The 14,791-nt window shown below is 70.7% G+C and carries 10 protein-coding genes; 5 read left to right on the top strand and 5 right to left on the bottom strand.

From position 1 onward, the window contains the following. The first annotated feature begins 165 nt into the window (after nucleotides 1-165). The 3 genes from ACFVQG_RS09835 to ACFVQG_RS09825 all read left to right on the top strand — a co-directional run bounded on the left by ACFVQG_RS09835 (nucleotide 166) and on the right by ACFVQG_RS09825 (nucleotide 2,841). Nucleotides 166-630 carry an SseB family protein gene (locus ACFVQG_RS09835; RefSeq protein WP_360221135.1) on the top strand — a complete coding sequence of 155 codons (465 nt, stop codon included), beginning with the start codon at nucleotides 166-168 and terminating at the stop codon, nucleotides 628-630. 113 nt (nucleotides 631-743) lie between these two features. Continuing rightward, complete coding sequence (locus ACFVQG_RS09830) at nucleotides 744-1,715, top strand: pirin family protein (RefSeq protein ID WP_383378824.1); 972 nt, start codon at nucleotides 744-746, stop codon at nucleotides 1,713-1,715. 79 nt (nucleotides 1,716-1,794) lie between these two features. Further along, nucleotides 1,795-2,841, top strand: coding sequence for an AI-2E family transporter (locus ACFVQG_RS09825; RefSeq protein ID WP_383378822.1), 1,047 nt, complete (start codon nucleotides 1,795-1,797; stop codon nucleotides 2,839-2,841). A gap of 19 nt (nucleotides 2,842-2,860) precedes the next feature. On the opposite strand, the gene ACFVQG_RS09820 is transcribed toward ACFVQG_RS09825, so the two are convergent. After that, complete coding sequence (locus ACFVQG_RS09820) at nucleotides 2,861-4,981, bottom strand: SpoIIE family protein phosphatase (RefSeq protein WP_383378821.1); 2,121 nt, start codon at nucleotides 4,979-4,981, stop codon at nucleotides 2,861-2,863. 161 nt (nucleotides 4,982-5,142) lie between these two features. Between ACFVQG_RS09820 and aspS the strand changes: the two genes are divergently transcribed. Then, nucleotides 5,143-6,906 (top strand): aspartate--tRNA ligase, encoded by a 1,764-nt coding sequence (gene aspS / locus ACFVQG_RS09815; protein ID WP_383378819.1) that lies wholly within the window; start codon nucleotides 5,143-5,145, stop codon nucleotides 6,904-6,906. Nucleotides 6,907-7,063: 157 nt separating this feature from the next. On the opposite strand, the gene ACFVQG_RS09810 is transcribed toward aspS, so the two are convergent. The 4 genes from ACFVQG_RS09810 to ACFVQG_RS09795 form a co-directional block, all read right to left on the bottom strand. Beyond that, the gene (locus ACFVQG_RS09810; protein ID WP_383378817.1) at nucleotides 7,064-8,500 is read right to left on the bottom strand and encodes a VCBS repeat-containing protein; all 1,437 of its coding nucleotides are present in this window, start codon (nucleotides 8,498-8,500) and stop codon (nucleotides 7,064-7,066) included. Further along, nucleotides 8,497-8,862 (bottom strand): PH domain-containing protein, encoded by a 366-nt coding sequence (locus tag ACFVQG_RS09805; protein ID WP_383378815.1) that lies wholly within the window; start codon nucleotides 8,860-8,862, stop codon nucleotides 8,497-8,499. Before ACFVQG_RS09805 ends, ACFVQG_RS09810 begins: the two co-directional genes overlap by 4 nt. A 110-nt stretch (nucleotides 8,863-8,972) precedes the next feature. Next, nucleotides 8,973-10,688 carry a methionine--tRNA ligase gene (gene metG, locus ACFVQG_RS09800; protein ID WP_383378813.1) on the bottom strand — a complete coding sequence of 572 codons (1,716 nt, stop codon included), beginning with the start codon at nucleotides 10,686-10,688 and terminating at the stop codon, nucleotides 8,973-8,975. 120 nt (nucleotides 10,689-10,808) lie between these two features. Next, a complete protein-coding gene (locus ACFVQG_RS09795) occupies nucleotides 10,809-12,431 on the bottom strand; it encodes a VWA domain-containing protein (protein WP_383378811.1) in 1,623 nt (540 codons plus the stop codon). Nucleotides 12,432-12,690: 259 nt separating this feature from the next. Here ACFVQG_RS09795 and ACFVQG_RS09790 point away from each other — a divergent pair, with 259 nt between their 5' ends. Further along, nucleotides 12,691-14,757 carry a PhoX family protein gene (locus ACFVQG_RS09790; protein WP_383378809.1) on the top strand — a complete coding sequence of 689 codons (2,067 nt, stop codon included), beginning with the start codon at nucleotides 12,691-12,693 and terminating at the stop codon, nucleotides 14,755-14,757. Nucleotides 14,758-14,791: the final 34 nt, after the last annotated feature.

The raw sequence follows: 14,791 nt of genomic DNA, 5'->3' as shown, positions 1-14,791 counted from the left end.
TCCTCGGAGGTGCAGCCCACCAGGGGTATCAGGCTCACCCCGGTCATGACCCGGATCATGCGGCGGCAGGGACGGCGCCTGTCAAGTCACCGTCGAGTCGCTGTCGGTCCGCCCGCGTACCGGTACCGACCCGTCCGCCCGACTGCTCTCGGTACTCTTGCGCTCATGTACGGCTACGACCAGAACGTGGGCCCCCAGCAGCAGTACGCCCCTCCGCAGCAGCCGATGAACGGCGGATACGGGCAGCAGCCGCCGCTGTACCCCGAGCCGTCGCCGCCCTCACTCGCGGACGCGGTGCGGGCGTTCACCACCGGGCAGATGATCGCGGAGGACTTCCAGCAGGTCTTCGCCACGTCGAAGGTCTACTGCCCGCGCGGTGACAACCCCGGCTTCCTCGCCCTGCACAACACCCAGCAGCCGGTGATCCCCATGTTCACCTCGCTGAAGGAGCTGCGGCGGTACGCGGGCAAGGAGTCCAAGTACTTCGTGATCACCGGCGCCGAGGTGATCGACCTGCTGCCGACCGGCTACGGCTTCGTCCTGGACATGGAGGGCGAGCACCGCATGGTCTTCGACGCGAAGGCGGTCGAGGAGATGGTCGACTTCGCCATGCGCCGGATGTACGGATAAGCCGCCCTGGAGGCGACCTGGAGAGTCCGGAGGGAATGCCCTCCGGACTTTCTCTGTTGGGGCTGGCAGAAAGTTCAATGCTCAACTAAACTGCCGCACAAGGAGGTACCGACATGCCCGCAGTGACCGTCGAGAACCCGTTGACGCTGCCCCGCGTGACCGCCACCGCAGACGCCGTGGCACGTCCCGTGCTCGCTGTCACGACCGCGCCGAGCGGTTTCGAGGGCGAGGGCTTCCCGGTGCGCCGGGCCTTCGCCGGGATCAACTACCGCTATCTCGACCCGTTCATCATGATGGACCAGATGGGCGAGGTGGAGTACGCGCCGGGCGAGCCCAAGGGCACCCCCTGGCACCCCCACCGCGGCTTCGAGACCGTCACCTACATCATCGACGGGGTCTTCGACCACCAGGACTCCAACGGCGGTGGCGGCACCATCACCAACGGCGACACCCAGTGGATGACCGCGGGCTCCGGCCTGCTGCACATCGAGGCGCCCCCGGAGCACCTCGTGGTCTCCGGCGGTCTCTTCCACGGGCTCCAGCTGTGGGTGAACCTCCCGGCCAAGGACAAGATGATGGCCCCCCGCTACCAGGACATCCGCGGCGGCAGCGTCCAGTTGCTCACCTCCCCCGACGGCGGCGCGCTGCTCCGCGTCATCGCCGGTGAGCTGGACGGTCACGCGGGCCCCGGGATCACCCACACCCCGATCACGATGATCCACGCCACCCTGGCGCCGGGCGCGGAGATCACCCTGCCCTGGCGGGAGGACTTCAACGGCCTCGCGTACGTGCTCGCCGGGCGCGGCACGGTCGGCGCCGAGCGCCGCCCGGTCCACATGGGGCAGACCGCCGTCTTCGGCGAGGGCGGCTCGCTGACCGTCCGCGCGGACGAGACGCAGGACGCGCACACCCCGGACCTGGAGGTCGTCCTCCTGGGCGGGCAGCCGATCCGGGAGCCCATGGCCCACTACGGTCCCTTCGTCATGAACACCCAGGCCGAACTCCAGCAGGCGTTCGAGGACTTCCAGAAGGGGCGGCTCGGCTCCGTCCCGGCGGTCCACGGGATGACCGAGAACGGCATCTGACGCGTGTGAGTTGACATCACGTCACCCGGCCGGGCAGTCCGCGCAGGACAGCCCGGCCGGGGCGTGATCGGCTGGAGGGGTGCAGCTCCTCCCGGAACCCGTCCGCCGTCTCGCCGCCTGGTGTGCCGTGCTGCTGCTGGTCGCGGGGGTGGCGTGGGTCGGGATCCTGCTGTGCGCGGAGCTGCGGACGGCCGTGGTGCCGGTGCTGCTGGCGCTGCTCGGGACCGCGCTGCTCGGTCCCTTCCACCGCTGGCTGGTGAAGGCGCACGTCAACCGGTCGGTCGCGGCGGGGCTGACCTGTGTCGCGGTGGTGGCCGTGGTCGGCGGCGCGATGTACATCATCGTCGCCGCGCTGATCGACACCGGCGACCAGATCCTCGACTCGCTGCGGACCGCCGCCGAGGACCTCAGCGAGCACTTCGGCGCGGCCGGGACCTCGCTGGACGACATGGCCTCCAACGCCCGTGAACTGCTCGGCCGGTTCGGCGGGACCGCCGCGTCCGGCGTCATCAGCGGCGTCAGCGTCGTCGGCGAGACCCTCGCCATGGCCGTACTCGCCCTGCTGCTGGTCTTCTTCTTCCTGCGGGACTCGGACAAGGCGGCCGGTGTGCTGCACGCCCTCGCGCCGCGCGGCAGCGCCGAGATGCTGGAGGCGATGGCGCGGCGGGCGTTCCGGGCCGTCGAGGGCTTCATGCGCGGGACCACCTTCATCGCGTTCATCGACGCCGTCTGCATCACCGTCGGGCTGCTGATCCTCGACGTCCCCGGCGCGATCGGCCTCGGCGCGCTGGTCTTCGTCGGCGCCTACATCCCCTACCTGGGCGCCTTCGTCTCCGGCGCGGTGGCCGTGCTGGTGGCGCTCGCCGACCGCGGGTTCGTGATCGCGCTGTGGGTGCTCGGGGTGGTGCTGGCCGTGCAGGTACTGGAGGGGCATGTGCTCCAGCCGGTGATCCAGAGCCGGACCGTGCAGATGCACCCCGCGGTCGTCATGATCACCATCACCGCGGGCGCGTCCGTCGCCGGAGTCCTCGGCATGCTCCTCGCGGTCCCCCTGACCGCCGCCGCCTTCGGCGTCGTCCACGAACTACGTGGCCGCTACGGGGCTCAGGGGGCGTCCGGGTCGTAGCGCTCGGCCGCTACGAGGCTCAAAAGCCCTCCGGGGCGTGGCGCTCGGCCAGTTCGAACCAGGTGCTCTTGCCCTCGCCGCGTGGATCCACGCCCCAGGCGTCCGCCAGCATCTCGATCAGCAGCAGCCCGCGCCCGGACGACGCCAGCTCCCCGGGCCGCCGCATGTGCGGCAGGTCGTCGCTGGCGTCGGTGACCTCCACCCGCAGCCGCCGCTCACCCGCCTCGCCCCGCACCTCGGCGGTGAACAGCGCGTCGGTGTCGGTGTGGACGAGCACGTTGGTGAGCGTCTCCGAGAGCAGCAGGACCGCCGAGTCGACCTGGTCCGGCGAGGCCCAGTCGTGCAGCAGCTCGCGCAGCTGATGCCGGACCACGGCGATCCGCTCGGGCTCGGCCTGCGCCACCGTCATCATCGTCCGGCGCACCGGGGGCCGTACCGTGACCGTGCCGCCGCAGCCCTCGCCCTCCCGGCAGAGCAGCAGCAGCGCGATGTCGTCCTCGCGCCGGTCGGCGAGCGGGCCGGTGGTGTAGTACGACGTCGGCCCGTGCACCGCCTGCACCAGGGCGTCGGCCAGCTCCTCCAGGTCGCCCCGGTGTTCCTCCAGCACGGTACGGATCCGCAGCCAGCCGGTGTCCAGATCGTGGCCGCCGGTCTCGATCAGGCCGTCCGTGCAGGTCAGCAGGGTCTCGCCCGGTTCGAGGCGGATTTGGGTGGTGGGGTAGTCGGCGTCCGGGTCGATGCCCAGCGGCAGCCCGCCCGCCGTCGGCGCCCTCATCACCGTCCCGTCGGCCATCCGGATCGCCGGGTCCGGGTGCCCGGCGCGGGCGAGCTCCAGCGTCCCGTTCACCGGGTCGGCCTCGATGTACAGGCAGGTCGCGAAGCGCAGATCGGTGACGTCGTCCTCGACGGCGCTGATGCCGTGCAGGAAGCGGGAGGCGCGGGAGAGCACCGCGTCCGGCCGGTGCCCTTCGGAGGCGTACGCCCGCAGGGCCGTCCGCAACTGCCCCATCAGTCCCGCCGCCCGCACGTCGTGCCCCTGCACATCGCCGATGACCAGCGCGAACCGTCCGCTCGGCAGCGGGATCATGTCGTACCAGTCACCGCCGACCTGCAGCCCGCCGCCGGTCGGGATGTACCGGGCGGCGACGCTCATCCCGGGGATCCGGGGGATCAGCGTGGGCAGCATCGAGCGCTGGAGGCCGTCGGTCAGCTCCCGCTCCGACTCGGCGGCACCGGCGCGGCTGAGGGCCTGGGCGAGCATCCGGGCCACCGTCGTCAGCACGGACCGCTCGTCCGGTGTGAACGCCACCGGATAGGTAAAGCCCGCCATCCAGGCGCCCATCGTCCGCCCGGCCACGGTCAGCGGCAGAAACGCCCAGGAGCGGCGGTCGAAGTGCTGGGCCAGCGGCCACGTGAGCGGATAGCGGTCCTTGTACTGCTGCGGCGACGACAGGTACACCGCCCGCCCGGTGCGCACGACCTCCGCCGCCGGATAGTCGGTGTCCACGGACATCTGCGCGAAGGGACCCTCGTCGCCGGGCTGCTGACCGTGGTGGCCGATGATCGTCAGCCGGTCGCCCTGCACCCCGAACACGGCCAGCCCGTCCGGTGAGAACCCCGGCATCGACAGCCCGGCCGCGACCCGCAGGACCTCCTCCGTGGACCGTGCCTCGGCCAGCGCCCGGCCCGCGTCCAGCAGGAACGCCTCCCGGGAGCGCCGCCAGTCACCGGTGACCGCGCTGCGCCCGGCGGGCGTGCCCGGCGCCGGTTCGGTCACCTCCTGAAGGGTGCCGATCAGCTCGTAGGCCCGTTTCTCCTGGTCGAAGGACGGCTTGGACCGGGACCGTACGACGCGGATCACGCGTCCCCGCTCGTCCATGATCCGGATCCGGACCTCGGCGAGGGTGCCCTCGGCGACGGCGAGCTGCACCACCCCGGTGATCTCGTTCCAGTCGACGGGGTGCAGTCGGGCCCTGACCTGGGCCTCGCTGAGGCTGGTCGGCTCGGCGGGCAGCCCGAGCAGGCGTGCGGCCTCGGCATCCACCGTGACCCGCCCGCTCGAGGTGTCCCAGTGCCAGAGGCCGGTCGCGAGGGCGGCGAGGACCTGCCCCACGGCGGGCAGGGGCTCACCAGTGCGCATTGCCCCACTGTAAGAAGAGGTGATCGAACGTTGCCACTGAAGTCGCACAGGTGACCTGTCGGGCGCCCGTTATGAGGGAGAGGTGATCTTGAGGCGCCCGGTACCCTGGGGGTGTTTCACGTGAAACACGGCCCCGATCCGCGAAGACTGGATGAACGACGATGCATCGGTACAGGTCCCACACCTGCGGGCAGCTCCGCGCCTCTGACGTCGGCACCGACGTCCGGCTGAGTGGCTGGCTGCACAATCGGCGCGACCTGGGCGGCATCCTCTTCATCGATCTGCGCGACCACTACGGCATCACGCAGCTCGTCGCCCGCCCCGGCACGGCCGCCTACGAGGCGCTCGACAAGCTCTCCAAGGAGTCCACGGTCCGCGTCGACGGCAAGGTCGTCTCCCGTGGCACCGAGAACATCAACCCCGACCTGCCGACCGGTGAGGTCGAGGTCGAGGTCGGCGAGGTCGAGCTGCTCGGCGCCGCCGCCCCGCTCCCCTTCACCATCAACACCGAGGACGGGGTCAACGAGGAGCGGCGCCTGGAGTACCGCTTCCTGGACCTGCGCCGCGAGCGCATGCACCGCAACATCATGCTGCGTACGGCGGTGATCTCGGCGATCCGGCACAAGATGACCGCGCTGGGCTTCAACGAGATGGCGACGCCGATCCTGTCGGCCACCTCCCCCGAGGGCGCCCGCGACTTCGTCGTCCCCTCCCGCCTGAACCCGGGCAAGTTCTACGCCCTCCCGCAGGCCCCGCAGCAGTTCAAGCAGCTGCTGATGATCTCCGGCTTCGACCGCTACTTCCAGATCGCGCCCTGCTTCCGCGACGAGGACGCCCGCGCCGACCGCTCGCCGGGCGAGTTCTACCAGCTCGACGTCGAGATGAGCTTCGTGGAGCAGGAGGACGTCTTCCAGCCCATCGAGCAGCTGATGACGGAGCTGTTCGAGGAGTTCGGCGGCGGACGCCACGTGACGTCCCCCTTCCCGCGGATCCCGTTCCGCGAGGCGATGCTGAAGTACGGCTCCGACAAGCCGGACCTGCGCGCCCAGCTCGAACTGGTCGACATCACCGACATCTTCGAGGGCTCGGAGTTCAAGGCCTTCGCGGGCAAGCACGTACGCGCCCTGCCGGTGCCGGACGTCTCCGGCCAGCCCCGCAAGTTCTTCGACCAGCTCGGTGAGTACGCCGTCTCGCTGGGCGCCAAGGGCCTGGCCTGGGTGCGCGTCGGCGAGGACGGCACGCTGTCCGGCCCGATCGCGAAGTTCCTCACCGAGGAGAACGTCGCCGAGCTGACCAAGCGGCTCTCCCTGGCCGCCGGGCACGCCGTGTTCTTCGGCGCGGGCGAGTTCGACGAGGTCTCCAAGATCATGGGCGGTGTGCGGGTCGAGGCCGCCAAGCGTGCCGGGCACTTCGAGGAGGGCGTCTTCCGGTTCTGCTGGATCGTCGACTTCCCGATGTACGAGAAGGACGAGGAGACCGGCAAGATCGACTTCTCGCACAACCCCTTCTCGATGCCGCAGGGTGGCCTGGAGGCCCTGGAGACCCAGGACCCGCTGGACATCCTCGGCTGGCAGTACGACATCGTCTGCAACGGCGTCGAGCTGTCCTCCGGCGCCATCCGGAACCACGAGCCCGAGATCATGCTCAAGGCCTTCGAGATCGCGGGCTACGACCGGGAGACCGTCGAGGAGCAGTTCGCGGGCATGCTGCGTGCCTTCCGCTTCGGCGCCCCGCCGCACGGCGGCATCGCCCCCGGCGTCGACCGCATCGTGATGCTCCTCGCCGACGAGCCCAACATCCGCGAGACCATCGCCTTCCCGCTCAACGGCAACGCCCAGGACCTGATGATGGGCGCGCCGACGGAGCTGGACGAGACGCGGCTGAAGGAGCTGCACCTGTCGGTGCGGAAGCCGCAGCCGAAGTAGTCGCAGTTCAGGTGCGGAAGCCGCAGCCGAAGTAGTCGCACTTCGGGTGCGGGAGCCGCGCCGAAGCAGCCGACGCGGCACGCCGACGAACGGTGGCGGCCCGGCCCCTCGACGGAGGGACCGGGCCGCTTTCGTGCCTCCACGTGGTGCTACGGCGTCACAGCAGGGGAAGCCCGCTGCCGCCCAGCAACTGGTAGCCGGAGGACGGCAGGCCGAACGAGCCCGTGGTGAAGATCCGGCTGCCGGTCGCGGTCGGCCGCGAGGATCCTCCGGGAAGGACCCAGACCGCACCCGCGTAGTTGTTCTCGCCGTCCCCGGAGACGATCAGCTCGGGCCGCCCGTCGCGGTTCACGTCGCCCGCCGACAGGGTGGTGCCGAAGTGGTCCCCCGCCTCGTTGCCGCCGGGCACGTTCGCCGTCCCCTGGTGGAAGGAGTACGCGCCCGCCCCTGGGGTGCCGGTGCGGGTGCCCGGTACGACGGTCACCATCCCGGCCGCGGCGACGGTGCCGAGCTTCTCGGTGGGCGTGCCCACCACGATGTCGTCGACGCCGTCGCGATTGAAGTCCGCGACGGCGACGGACGAGCCGAAGCCGTCGTACTTCTCCCCGGCCCCGGGGACGCCGGGGCTGTCCTGGGAGATCACGACCGGCTTGGCGTCGACGGTGACTCCTGAGGCACCGCCGTACCAGATCAGCACCCGCCCGCCCAGCTCACCGTCGACGCCGCGCCGCTCGGGCTCGTCGGGGTCACCGGCCACGATGTCGCCGTACCCGTCGCCGTTGACGTCACCGACGGTGGCGACGAGCGCGTCACCGCCGGTGAGGGGCTGCTCGTAGACCGGGTGGTCCTCCGGGTTCACGACGACCAGACCGCCGGTGTGACCGCCCGTGCGCCCCGTGACCGCCACCGTGTCGGCGCGGCCGTTGCCGTTCAGGTCGCCGGTGGTGACGCTGCCGAACCAGGCGTCGATCCCCGGGACGGAGGAGGCCGGACCCGCGGAGCGGGTGAAGGGCCCCAGGAAGGTCCGGGTGCCGTTCCAGCCGCCCGCGGTCACCATGCTGGCCGACGACGACCCCTTGCCCGCGGCGGCCACGTCCCGGCCGAACTGGTCGAAGCCCGCCGGTGTGGGCAGGGCGCGCCCCGACACCAGCCCCGACCTGCCGCCCCACAGGATGGTGACCGTGCCCTTGTCCGTGCCCGCGGAGGTGTCCTCGTAGGGCACGCCCACGACCAGGTCGGCATAGCCGTCGCGGTCGAGGTCCGCGGAGGCGGTGGACGCGCCGAAGTAGTCGCCCTTCTCGGCGGAGCCGGGCACACCGGGCGAGTTCTGGGTGAGGAACACGTGCTTGCGCGCCGAGAGCCCCGACGCCGAGCCGTACATGACGATCACGGCACCGGCGCCGCTGCGGCCGTTCACCGTGGCGGCGGGCACCCGGAGCACGGCGTCGCGGTAGCCGTCGCCGTTGAAGTCGGCGGGCACGGTGTCCCCGGCGGCGTGCGCGGAGGTGACCGGAACGCCGCCGATCAGCCCACCGACGAGCGCGGCGGCGAGGACCCGGCGTCTTGTGCGCGGTCTCTTCGCGATCGGGCTCACCGGGCCACGAACTGGGTGAGGATCGCCTGCACCTCGTAGATGTCGACCCCCTTGGTGAAGGTCTTCTGGACCGGCGTCGGGGAGCCGGAGAGCCAGATCTTCAGCTCGGCGTCCAGGTCGAACGTGCCCGCGGTCTCCACGGCGAAGTGGGTGATGCTGCGGTACGGGATGGAGTGGTACTCGGTCTTCTTGCCGGTGATGCCCTGCTTGTCGACCAGGATCAGACGGCGGTCGGTGAACAGGATGGTGTCGCGGATCAGCAGGTACGCGGCGTGCACCTGCTCGCCCTGGCCCAGCAGCCGGGCGTACTCCTGCTGTGCCTGGGCCGGGTCGATGGCGTGCGCGTTGCCGAAGAGTGCCATGTGTGGTCCCCCCACGTGAATCGAAAGCCCCGCCTGGCAGGCGGGGCTCTCATGATCAGCGTTGTGGGGGGACCTGTCCAGGGCTGTTGGGCCCCTTCCCTTACGCGGCCTTACGCCCCTTCACCGCCGAAGCGCTCCTTGTACGCGGCCAGGTCGTCGTCGGTGAGCTTGGCGAAGAGGACCGGCGGGACGGTGAAGGCGGTACCCGCGGGGACGGTGGCCAGGGACTTGGCCTCCTCCTGGGTGACCCAGGTCGCCGAGTCGTCGGTGAGGGCGAAGACCTCGCGCATGGCGGCGGCCGTGGCCGGGATGAAGGGCTCCGAGACGACGGCGTAGAGGTGGATCAGGTTCATCGCCGTGCGCAGGGTGAGGGCCGCGCCGTCCTTGTCGGTCTTGATCTCCAGCCAGGGGGCCTTCTCCTCCAGGTAGGAGTTGCCCGCCGACCACAGCGCGCGCAGGGCGGCGGCGGCCTTACGGAACTGGAGGGCGTCCATCTGCTCCTCGTACTCGGCGAGCAGCCGGGCGATCTCCGTGCCGAGCCTGGCCTCCGCCTCGCCGGGCGCCGAGCCCGCCGGGACCTCCTCGCCGAAGCGCTTCTTGGAGAAGGACAGGACGCGGTTGACGAAGTTGCCGAGGGTGTCGGCGAGATCCTTGTTCACCGTGGCCGTGAAGTGCTCCCAGGTGAAGGACGAGTCGTCCGACTCCGGGGCGTTGGCCATCATGAAGTAGCGCCAGTAGTCGGCGGGCAGCACTTCCAGGGCGTCGTGGGTGAAGACACCCCGGCGCTGGGAGGTGGAGAACTTGCCGCCGTAGTAGTTCAGCCAGTTGAAGGCCTTGATGACGTCGACCTTCTTCCACGGGGCGCGGGTGCCCAGCAGGGTCGCCGGGAACATCACGCTGTGGAAGGGGACGTTGTCCTTGCCCATGAACTGCGTGTAGTGGACGTCCGTGTCCGACTTCCACCACCACGAGCGCCAGTCGCGGTGCTCCGGGTCCTGGTCGGCCCACTCCTTCGTCGCGCCGATGTACTCGATGGGCGCGTCGAACCAGACGTAGAAGACCTTGCCCTCGGCGGCGAGGTCCGGCCAGGTGTCGGCCGGGACGGGGACGCCCCAGTCCAGGTCACGGGTGATCGCGCGGTCGTGCAGCCCCTCGGTGAGCCACTTGCGGGCGATGGAGGAGGCGAGCACCGGCCAGTTGTCGGCGCGCTCGTCGACCCAGCTCTCCACCTCGCCCGCGAGCGCGGACTGGAGGAGGAACAGGTGCTTGGTCTCCCGGACCTCCAGGTCGCTGCTGCCGCTGATCGCGGAGCGCGGCTCGATGAGGTCGGTGGGGTCGAGGACGCGGGTGCAGTTCTCGCACTGGTCGCCGCGGGCCTTGTCGTAGCCGCAGTGGGGGCAGGTGCCGATGATGTACCGGTCCGGGAGGAAGCGGCCGTCGGCGTTGGAGTACACCTGGCGGATCGCCCGCTCCTCGATGAAGCCGTTCGCCTTCAGCTCCCGCGCGATCTCCTGGGTGATCTCGTGGTTCTGCGGGCTGCTGCTGCGGCCGAAGTAGTCGAAGGCGAGCGCGAAGCCGTCGTAGATCGCCTTCTGTGCGTCGTGCGCCTGCGCGCAGAACTCCGCCACGGGGACGCCCTGCTCCTTCGCGGCGAGTTCGGCCGGGGTGCCGTGCTCGTCGGTGGCGCAGATGTAGAGGACGTCGTGACCGCGCTGGCGGAGGTACCGGGAGTACACGTCCGCCGGGAGCATGGACCCCACCATGTTGCCCAGGTGCTTGATCCCGTTGATGTACGGAAGGGCGCTGGTGATGAGGTGTCGAGCCATCGCGGCTGCTCCCAGGTCGGTCGTTTTGTGAACCTTGGAATCGTAGCCGACGTGGGGTGGCCGCCCGCTTCCCGTTTTACGGGGTGGGAAGGGGCGGCCGGGTGTTCCTACGGGGCGGGGTTACGGGCGCCAGCCGGAGAGGATGCCTTCGTAGACTTCCGCGTCCGTGAGTTCCTTCGGGGTGGGGCCCGCGTGGAAGAACGACGTGTTGCCGGTCTTCAGCTTGCGGAGGTAGTCGAAGGCCTTGTTGTCGTGTTCGCCGAAGGCGACGAAGGCGAAGTGGACGCGGGGGTGGTTCTTCGCGGCGTCCGTGAGGGACTGGGTGGCGGGGGTCTTGGCGTCCGGGGCGCCGTCGGTCTGGAAGACGACGAGGGCGGGGGCGTCGGTGCCGGACTTCCCGTAGTGGGCTACGACTTCTTCGACGGCGGCGTGGTAGCTGGTGCGGCCCATGCGGCCGAGGGAGGCGTGCAGCTTGTCGATCTTGTCCTCGTGGTCGGTGACGGTCAGCTCGCCGGTGCCGTCGAGTTCCGTGGAGAAGAAGACGACGTGGACGGTGGCGTCCGCCGGGCCCGCGGGGTCGAGGTGGGCGGCGAGGGCGAGGGTCTGCTCGGCGAGGGCCTGGGCGGAGCCGTCCTTGTAGTACGGGCGCATGGAGGCGGAGCGGTCGAGGACGAGGTAGACCTTGGCGGGGGTGGTGGTGAGGTGGTGGGTGGTGAGGGTGGTGGCGGCGGTGGTGTAGGCGGTGGCGAGGGTGGCGGGGATCGCGGCGGGGGTGGTGGTCGGGGGGACCTCGGCCTCGGCTTCGCCGTCGGCCTCGGGGGTGCTCCCGCCCACACCATCCGTGCGGACCTCGTCGCCGGGTGCGGGTGACTCCGTCGGTTCGGGGGCGGGGTCCGCCTCAGCCTGGGGCTGGCTTTCCGGCTCCGGTTCCGAGCCCGGTTCCGAGTCCGAGTCCGAGTCCGTCTGCGGTTCCGAGTCCGTCTGCGGTTCGGTCTCGGCGTGCGGTTCGGTCTCGGTCTGCGGCTCGCTTTCCGGCTCCGGCTTGGTCTCCGCCTCCGGTTCGGTCTCGGCCTGCGGCTCCGCCTCAGCCTGCGGCTCGACCTCGACCTCGGGCTCGTCCTCGGCCTGGGCCTGGGCCTGCGGCTCCGACTCCGTCTGGGCCTGCGGCTCGTCCTCGGCCTGCGGCTGGCTTTCCGTCTGCGGCTCGGCCTCCGCTGCCTCTTCCGTCTGCGGCTCGGGCTCCGCCGATGCCGCGGTCTCGGCCTGCGGCTCGGCCTCGGCTGCCGGTTCGTCCGCGGTGGTGGGCTCCTCTTCCGCCGCCGGTTCCTCCTCGGCCGCGGGCCTCTCCTCGGGTGCCGGTGCCTCTTCGGGCTTCTTTGCCTCGGCCTTCAGTTCGTCCGCGGCCACCGGCTCCGGCTCGGCAGCCGGTTCCTCCGCGACGGCCGGTGCCTGCGGCGCCGTCGGCTTCTGCTCAGTCGGCGGGGCATCCGTCGCGGCCCGTGCCGCCGGTACCGTCGGCTTGGGGACCGTGACGTTGTCGAAGGCGGCCGAGACCAGGTCGTCGACCACGGAAGGGGAGGGGACCGGGGAAGGGGAGGGGGCAGGGGAGGGGGAGGGAATCTTCGGGGGCTGCGGGGACTCCTCCGTGGGCTCCTGCGTGGGGGCCGGTGTTGTCTCCGGCTCCGTGTCGTGGGTCTTGCGTGAGCGGCTGAACGCGTTCCGCAGGAGAGTGAGAATGCCCATGTGCGCAACCCTTCGAATGAGTTGTAGCCCGTCGATCCCTGGCCAGGACGGACACGTAAGGTTAGCGGTCCACGATGGTGATCTTGGGCAGGGGCGGGCACGGGAGGGCGGGCTCGTCAAGGGTTGTCCCGGCCGTTCCGGCAAGTCCGTTACGGATGCCCCAGGTTCACCCGGCGTTCACCCGGGCGCCCCGCTCCCGCACAAACGTGCTCCTAGCGTCCCTCAGGCTGGATCAAAGGGGAAGTCAGGGGAGAATCAAGTGCGTATGCAACTGCCCATCATCAGAACGTCATCGTCCGAGGCCCATCCCGGCGGGCGGTCCGCGCTCACCTGCCGGTACCGGTGTGGTGACGCCTGTTTCCACGAGGTGCCCAACACCTCCGCCAACCCGTACGTCGGCGACGTCATCGCCGGTGCCCTCAGCCGCCGCTCCGTGATGCGCGCCGCCGCCGTGGTCACCGCGGCCACCGCGGCCGGGACCGCCGTCTCGGTGGCCGCCGCGCCGGAGGCCCAGGCCGCCCCGGTGGCGGGCCGCAGGCCCGGCAAGGCCGCCCGTGGGCTGCGGTTCACCCCCGTCGCCCCCAACACCGCCGACGCCGTGACCATCCCGGACGGCTACCGGCAGAACATCGTCATCCGCTGGGGCGAGCCCATCCTGCGCGGTGCCCCCGCCTTCGACCCGGAGAAGCAGACGGCCAAGGCGCAGGCCGGACAGTTCGGGTACAACTGCGACTTCCTCGCCCTGCTGCCCCTCCCCGGTGAGCGCGGGCGGCAGATCCTCGTCGCCAACCACGAGTACACCGACGAGAACCTGATGTTCCGCGGGTACGACGCCGCCAACCCGAGCCGTGAGCAGGTCGAGATCGCCTGGGCGGCGCACGGGCTGTCCGTCGTGGTCGTGGAGGAGGACCGTAGGACCGGGAAGCTGACCCCCGTACCGCGGCACTCGCTCAACCGGCGCGTCACCGCCACCACCCAGTTCCGGCTCACCGGTCCGGCCGCCGGTTCCGACCTGCTGAAGACCTCCGCCGACCCGACCGGCACCAAGGTCCTCGGCACCCTCAACGACTGCGCGGGCGGCACCACGCCGTGGGGCACCACGCTGCACGGTGAGGAGAACTTCAACCAGTACTTCGCCAACAGCAGCGGCACCACCGGCGCCCGCTACGGGCTGCCCACCGGGGCGTCCGAGCGCAAGTGGGAGAGGTTCGACAAGCGGTTCGACCTCGCCCAGGAGCCCAACGAGGTGCACCGCCACGGCTATGTCGTCGAGCTGGACCCGTACGACCCCGACTCGGTCCCGCGCAAGCACACCGCGCTCGGCCGCTTCAAGCACGAGGGCGCGACCGTGCGGCTCACCGACGACGGCCGTCCCGTCGTCTACTCCGGTGACGACGAGCGCTTCGACTACTTCTACAAGTTCGTCGGCAGCAAGCGGATGATGAAGGGGTCGAGCCGGGCCGCGCGGGAGCACAACCTCTCGCTGCTCGACGAGGGCACCCTGTACGTCGCCAAGCTCACCGGTGACTCCCCCGCCATCGAGATCGACGGGACCGGCAAGCTGCCCAGCGACGGTGAGTTCGACGGCAGCGGTGAGTGGATTCCGCTGGCCACCGCCACCGCCAAGGGCGCCGTCTCGCACGTCGAGGGCATGACCGCCGACGAGGTGTTCGTCTTCACCCGCCTCGCCGGTGACAAGGTCGGCGCCACCAAGATGGACCGGCCCGAGGACGTCGAGCCCAACCCGCACACCGGCAAGGTGTACGTCGCCCTGACCAACAACAGCCGCCGCGGCACCTCCGGCAACCCGGGCGTCGACGAGGCCAACCCGCGCATCGGCAACAAGCACGGCTCGGTGCTGGAGCTGACCGAGCGCTGGAACCGCGCCGACAGCACCAAGTTCGCCTGGAGCCTGTTCCTCGTCGCCGGTGACCCGGCGGACCCGGCCACCTACTTCGCCGGGTTCCCCAAGGACCAGGTCAGCCCGATCTCCTGCCCGGACAACGTCGCCTTCGACCCGTACGGCAACCTGTGGATCTCCACCGACGGCGCCCAGCTCGGCTACCACGACGGTCTCTTCGGAGTCGCCACCCGCGGTGAGCGGCGCGGTGAGCTGAAGCAGTTCCTGACCGTGCCGATCGGCGCCGAGACCTGCGGCCCGATCATCCAGGACCGCCGCGTCCTGGTCGCCGTCCAGCACCCGGGCGAGGTCGACGGCGCCAGCGTCGAGACCCCCAAGAGCACCTGGCCCGACGGTCCCGGCAGCTACGTCCGCCCGGCGGTCGTGGCCGTGTGGCGTGCCGACGGGAGCGACATCGGCTGCTGAGCGGTGGTATGACGTGTGCGGTGCGGGCCGTCCC

The organism is Streptomyces sp. NPDC057877, from assembly GCF_042796855.1.
Lineage (GTDB): Bacteria > Actinomycetota > Actinomycetes > Streptomycetales > Streptomycetaceae > Streptomyces.
This window is presented reverse-complemented; position numbering and strand designations above follow the sequence as displayed.

Coding starts and splice junctions, on each gene's coding strand:
- ACFVQG_RS09820 (WP_383378821.1), bottom strand. CDS start 4,981: ATGCGCACTGGTGAGCCCCTGCCCGCCGTGGGGCAGGTCCTCGCCGCC.
- ACFVQG_RS09805 (WP_383378815.1), bottom strand. CDS start 8,862: ATGGCACTCTTCGGCAACGCGCACGCCATCGACCCGGCCCAGGCACAG.
- ACFVQG_RS09795 (WP_383378811.1), bottom strand. CDS start 12,431: ATGGGCATTCTCACTCTCCTGCGGAACGCGTTCAGCCGCTCACGCAAG.
- aspS (WP_383378819.1), top strand. CDS start 5,143: ATGCATCGGTACAGGTCCCACACCTGCGGGCAGCTCCGCGCCTCTGAC.
- ACFVQG_RS09830 (WP_383378824.1), top strand. CDS start 744: ATGCCCGCAGTGACCGTCGAGAACCCGTTGACGCTGCCCCGCGTGACC.
- metG (WP_383378813.1), bottom strand. CDS start 10,688: ATGGCTCGACACCTCATCACCAGCGCCCTTCCGTACATCAACGGGATC.
- ACFVQG_RS09835 (WP_360221135.1), top strand. CDS start 166: ATGTACGGCTACGACCAGAACGTGGGCCCCCAGCAGCAGTACGCCCCT.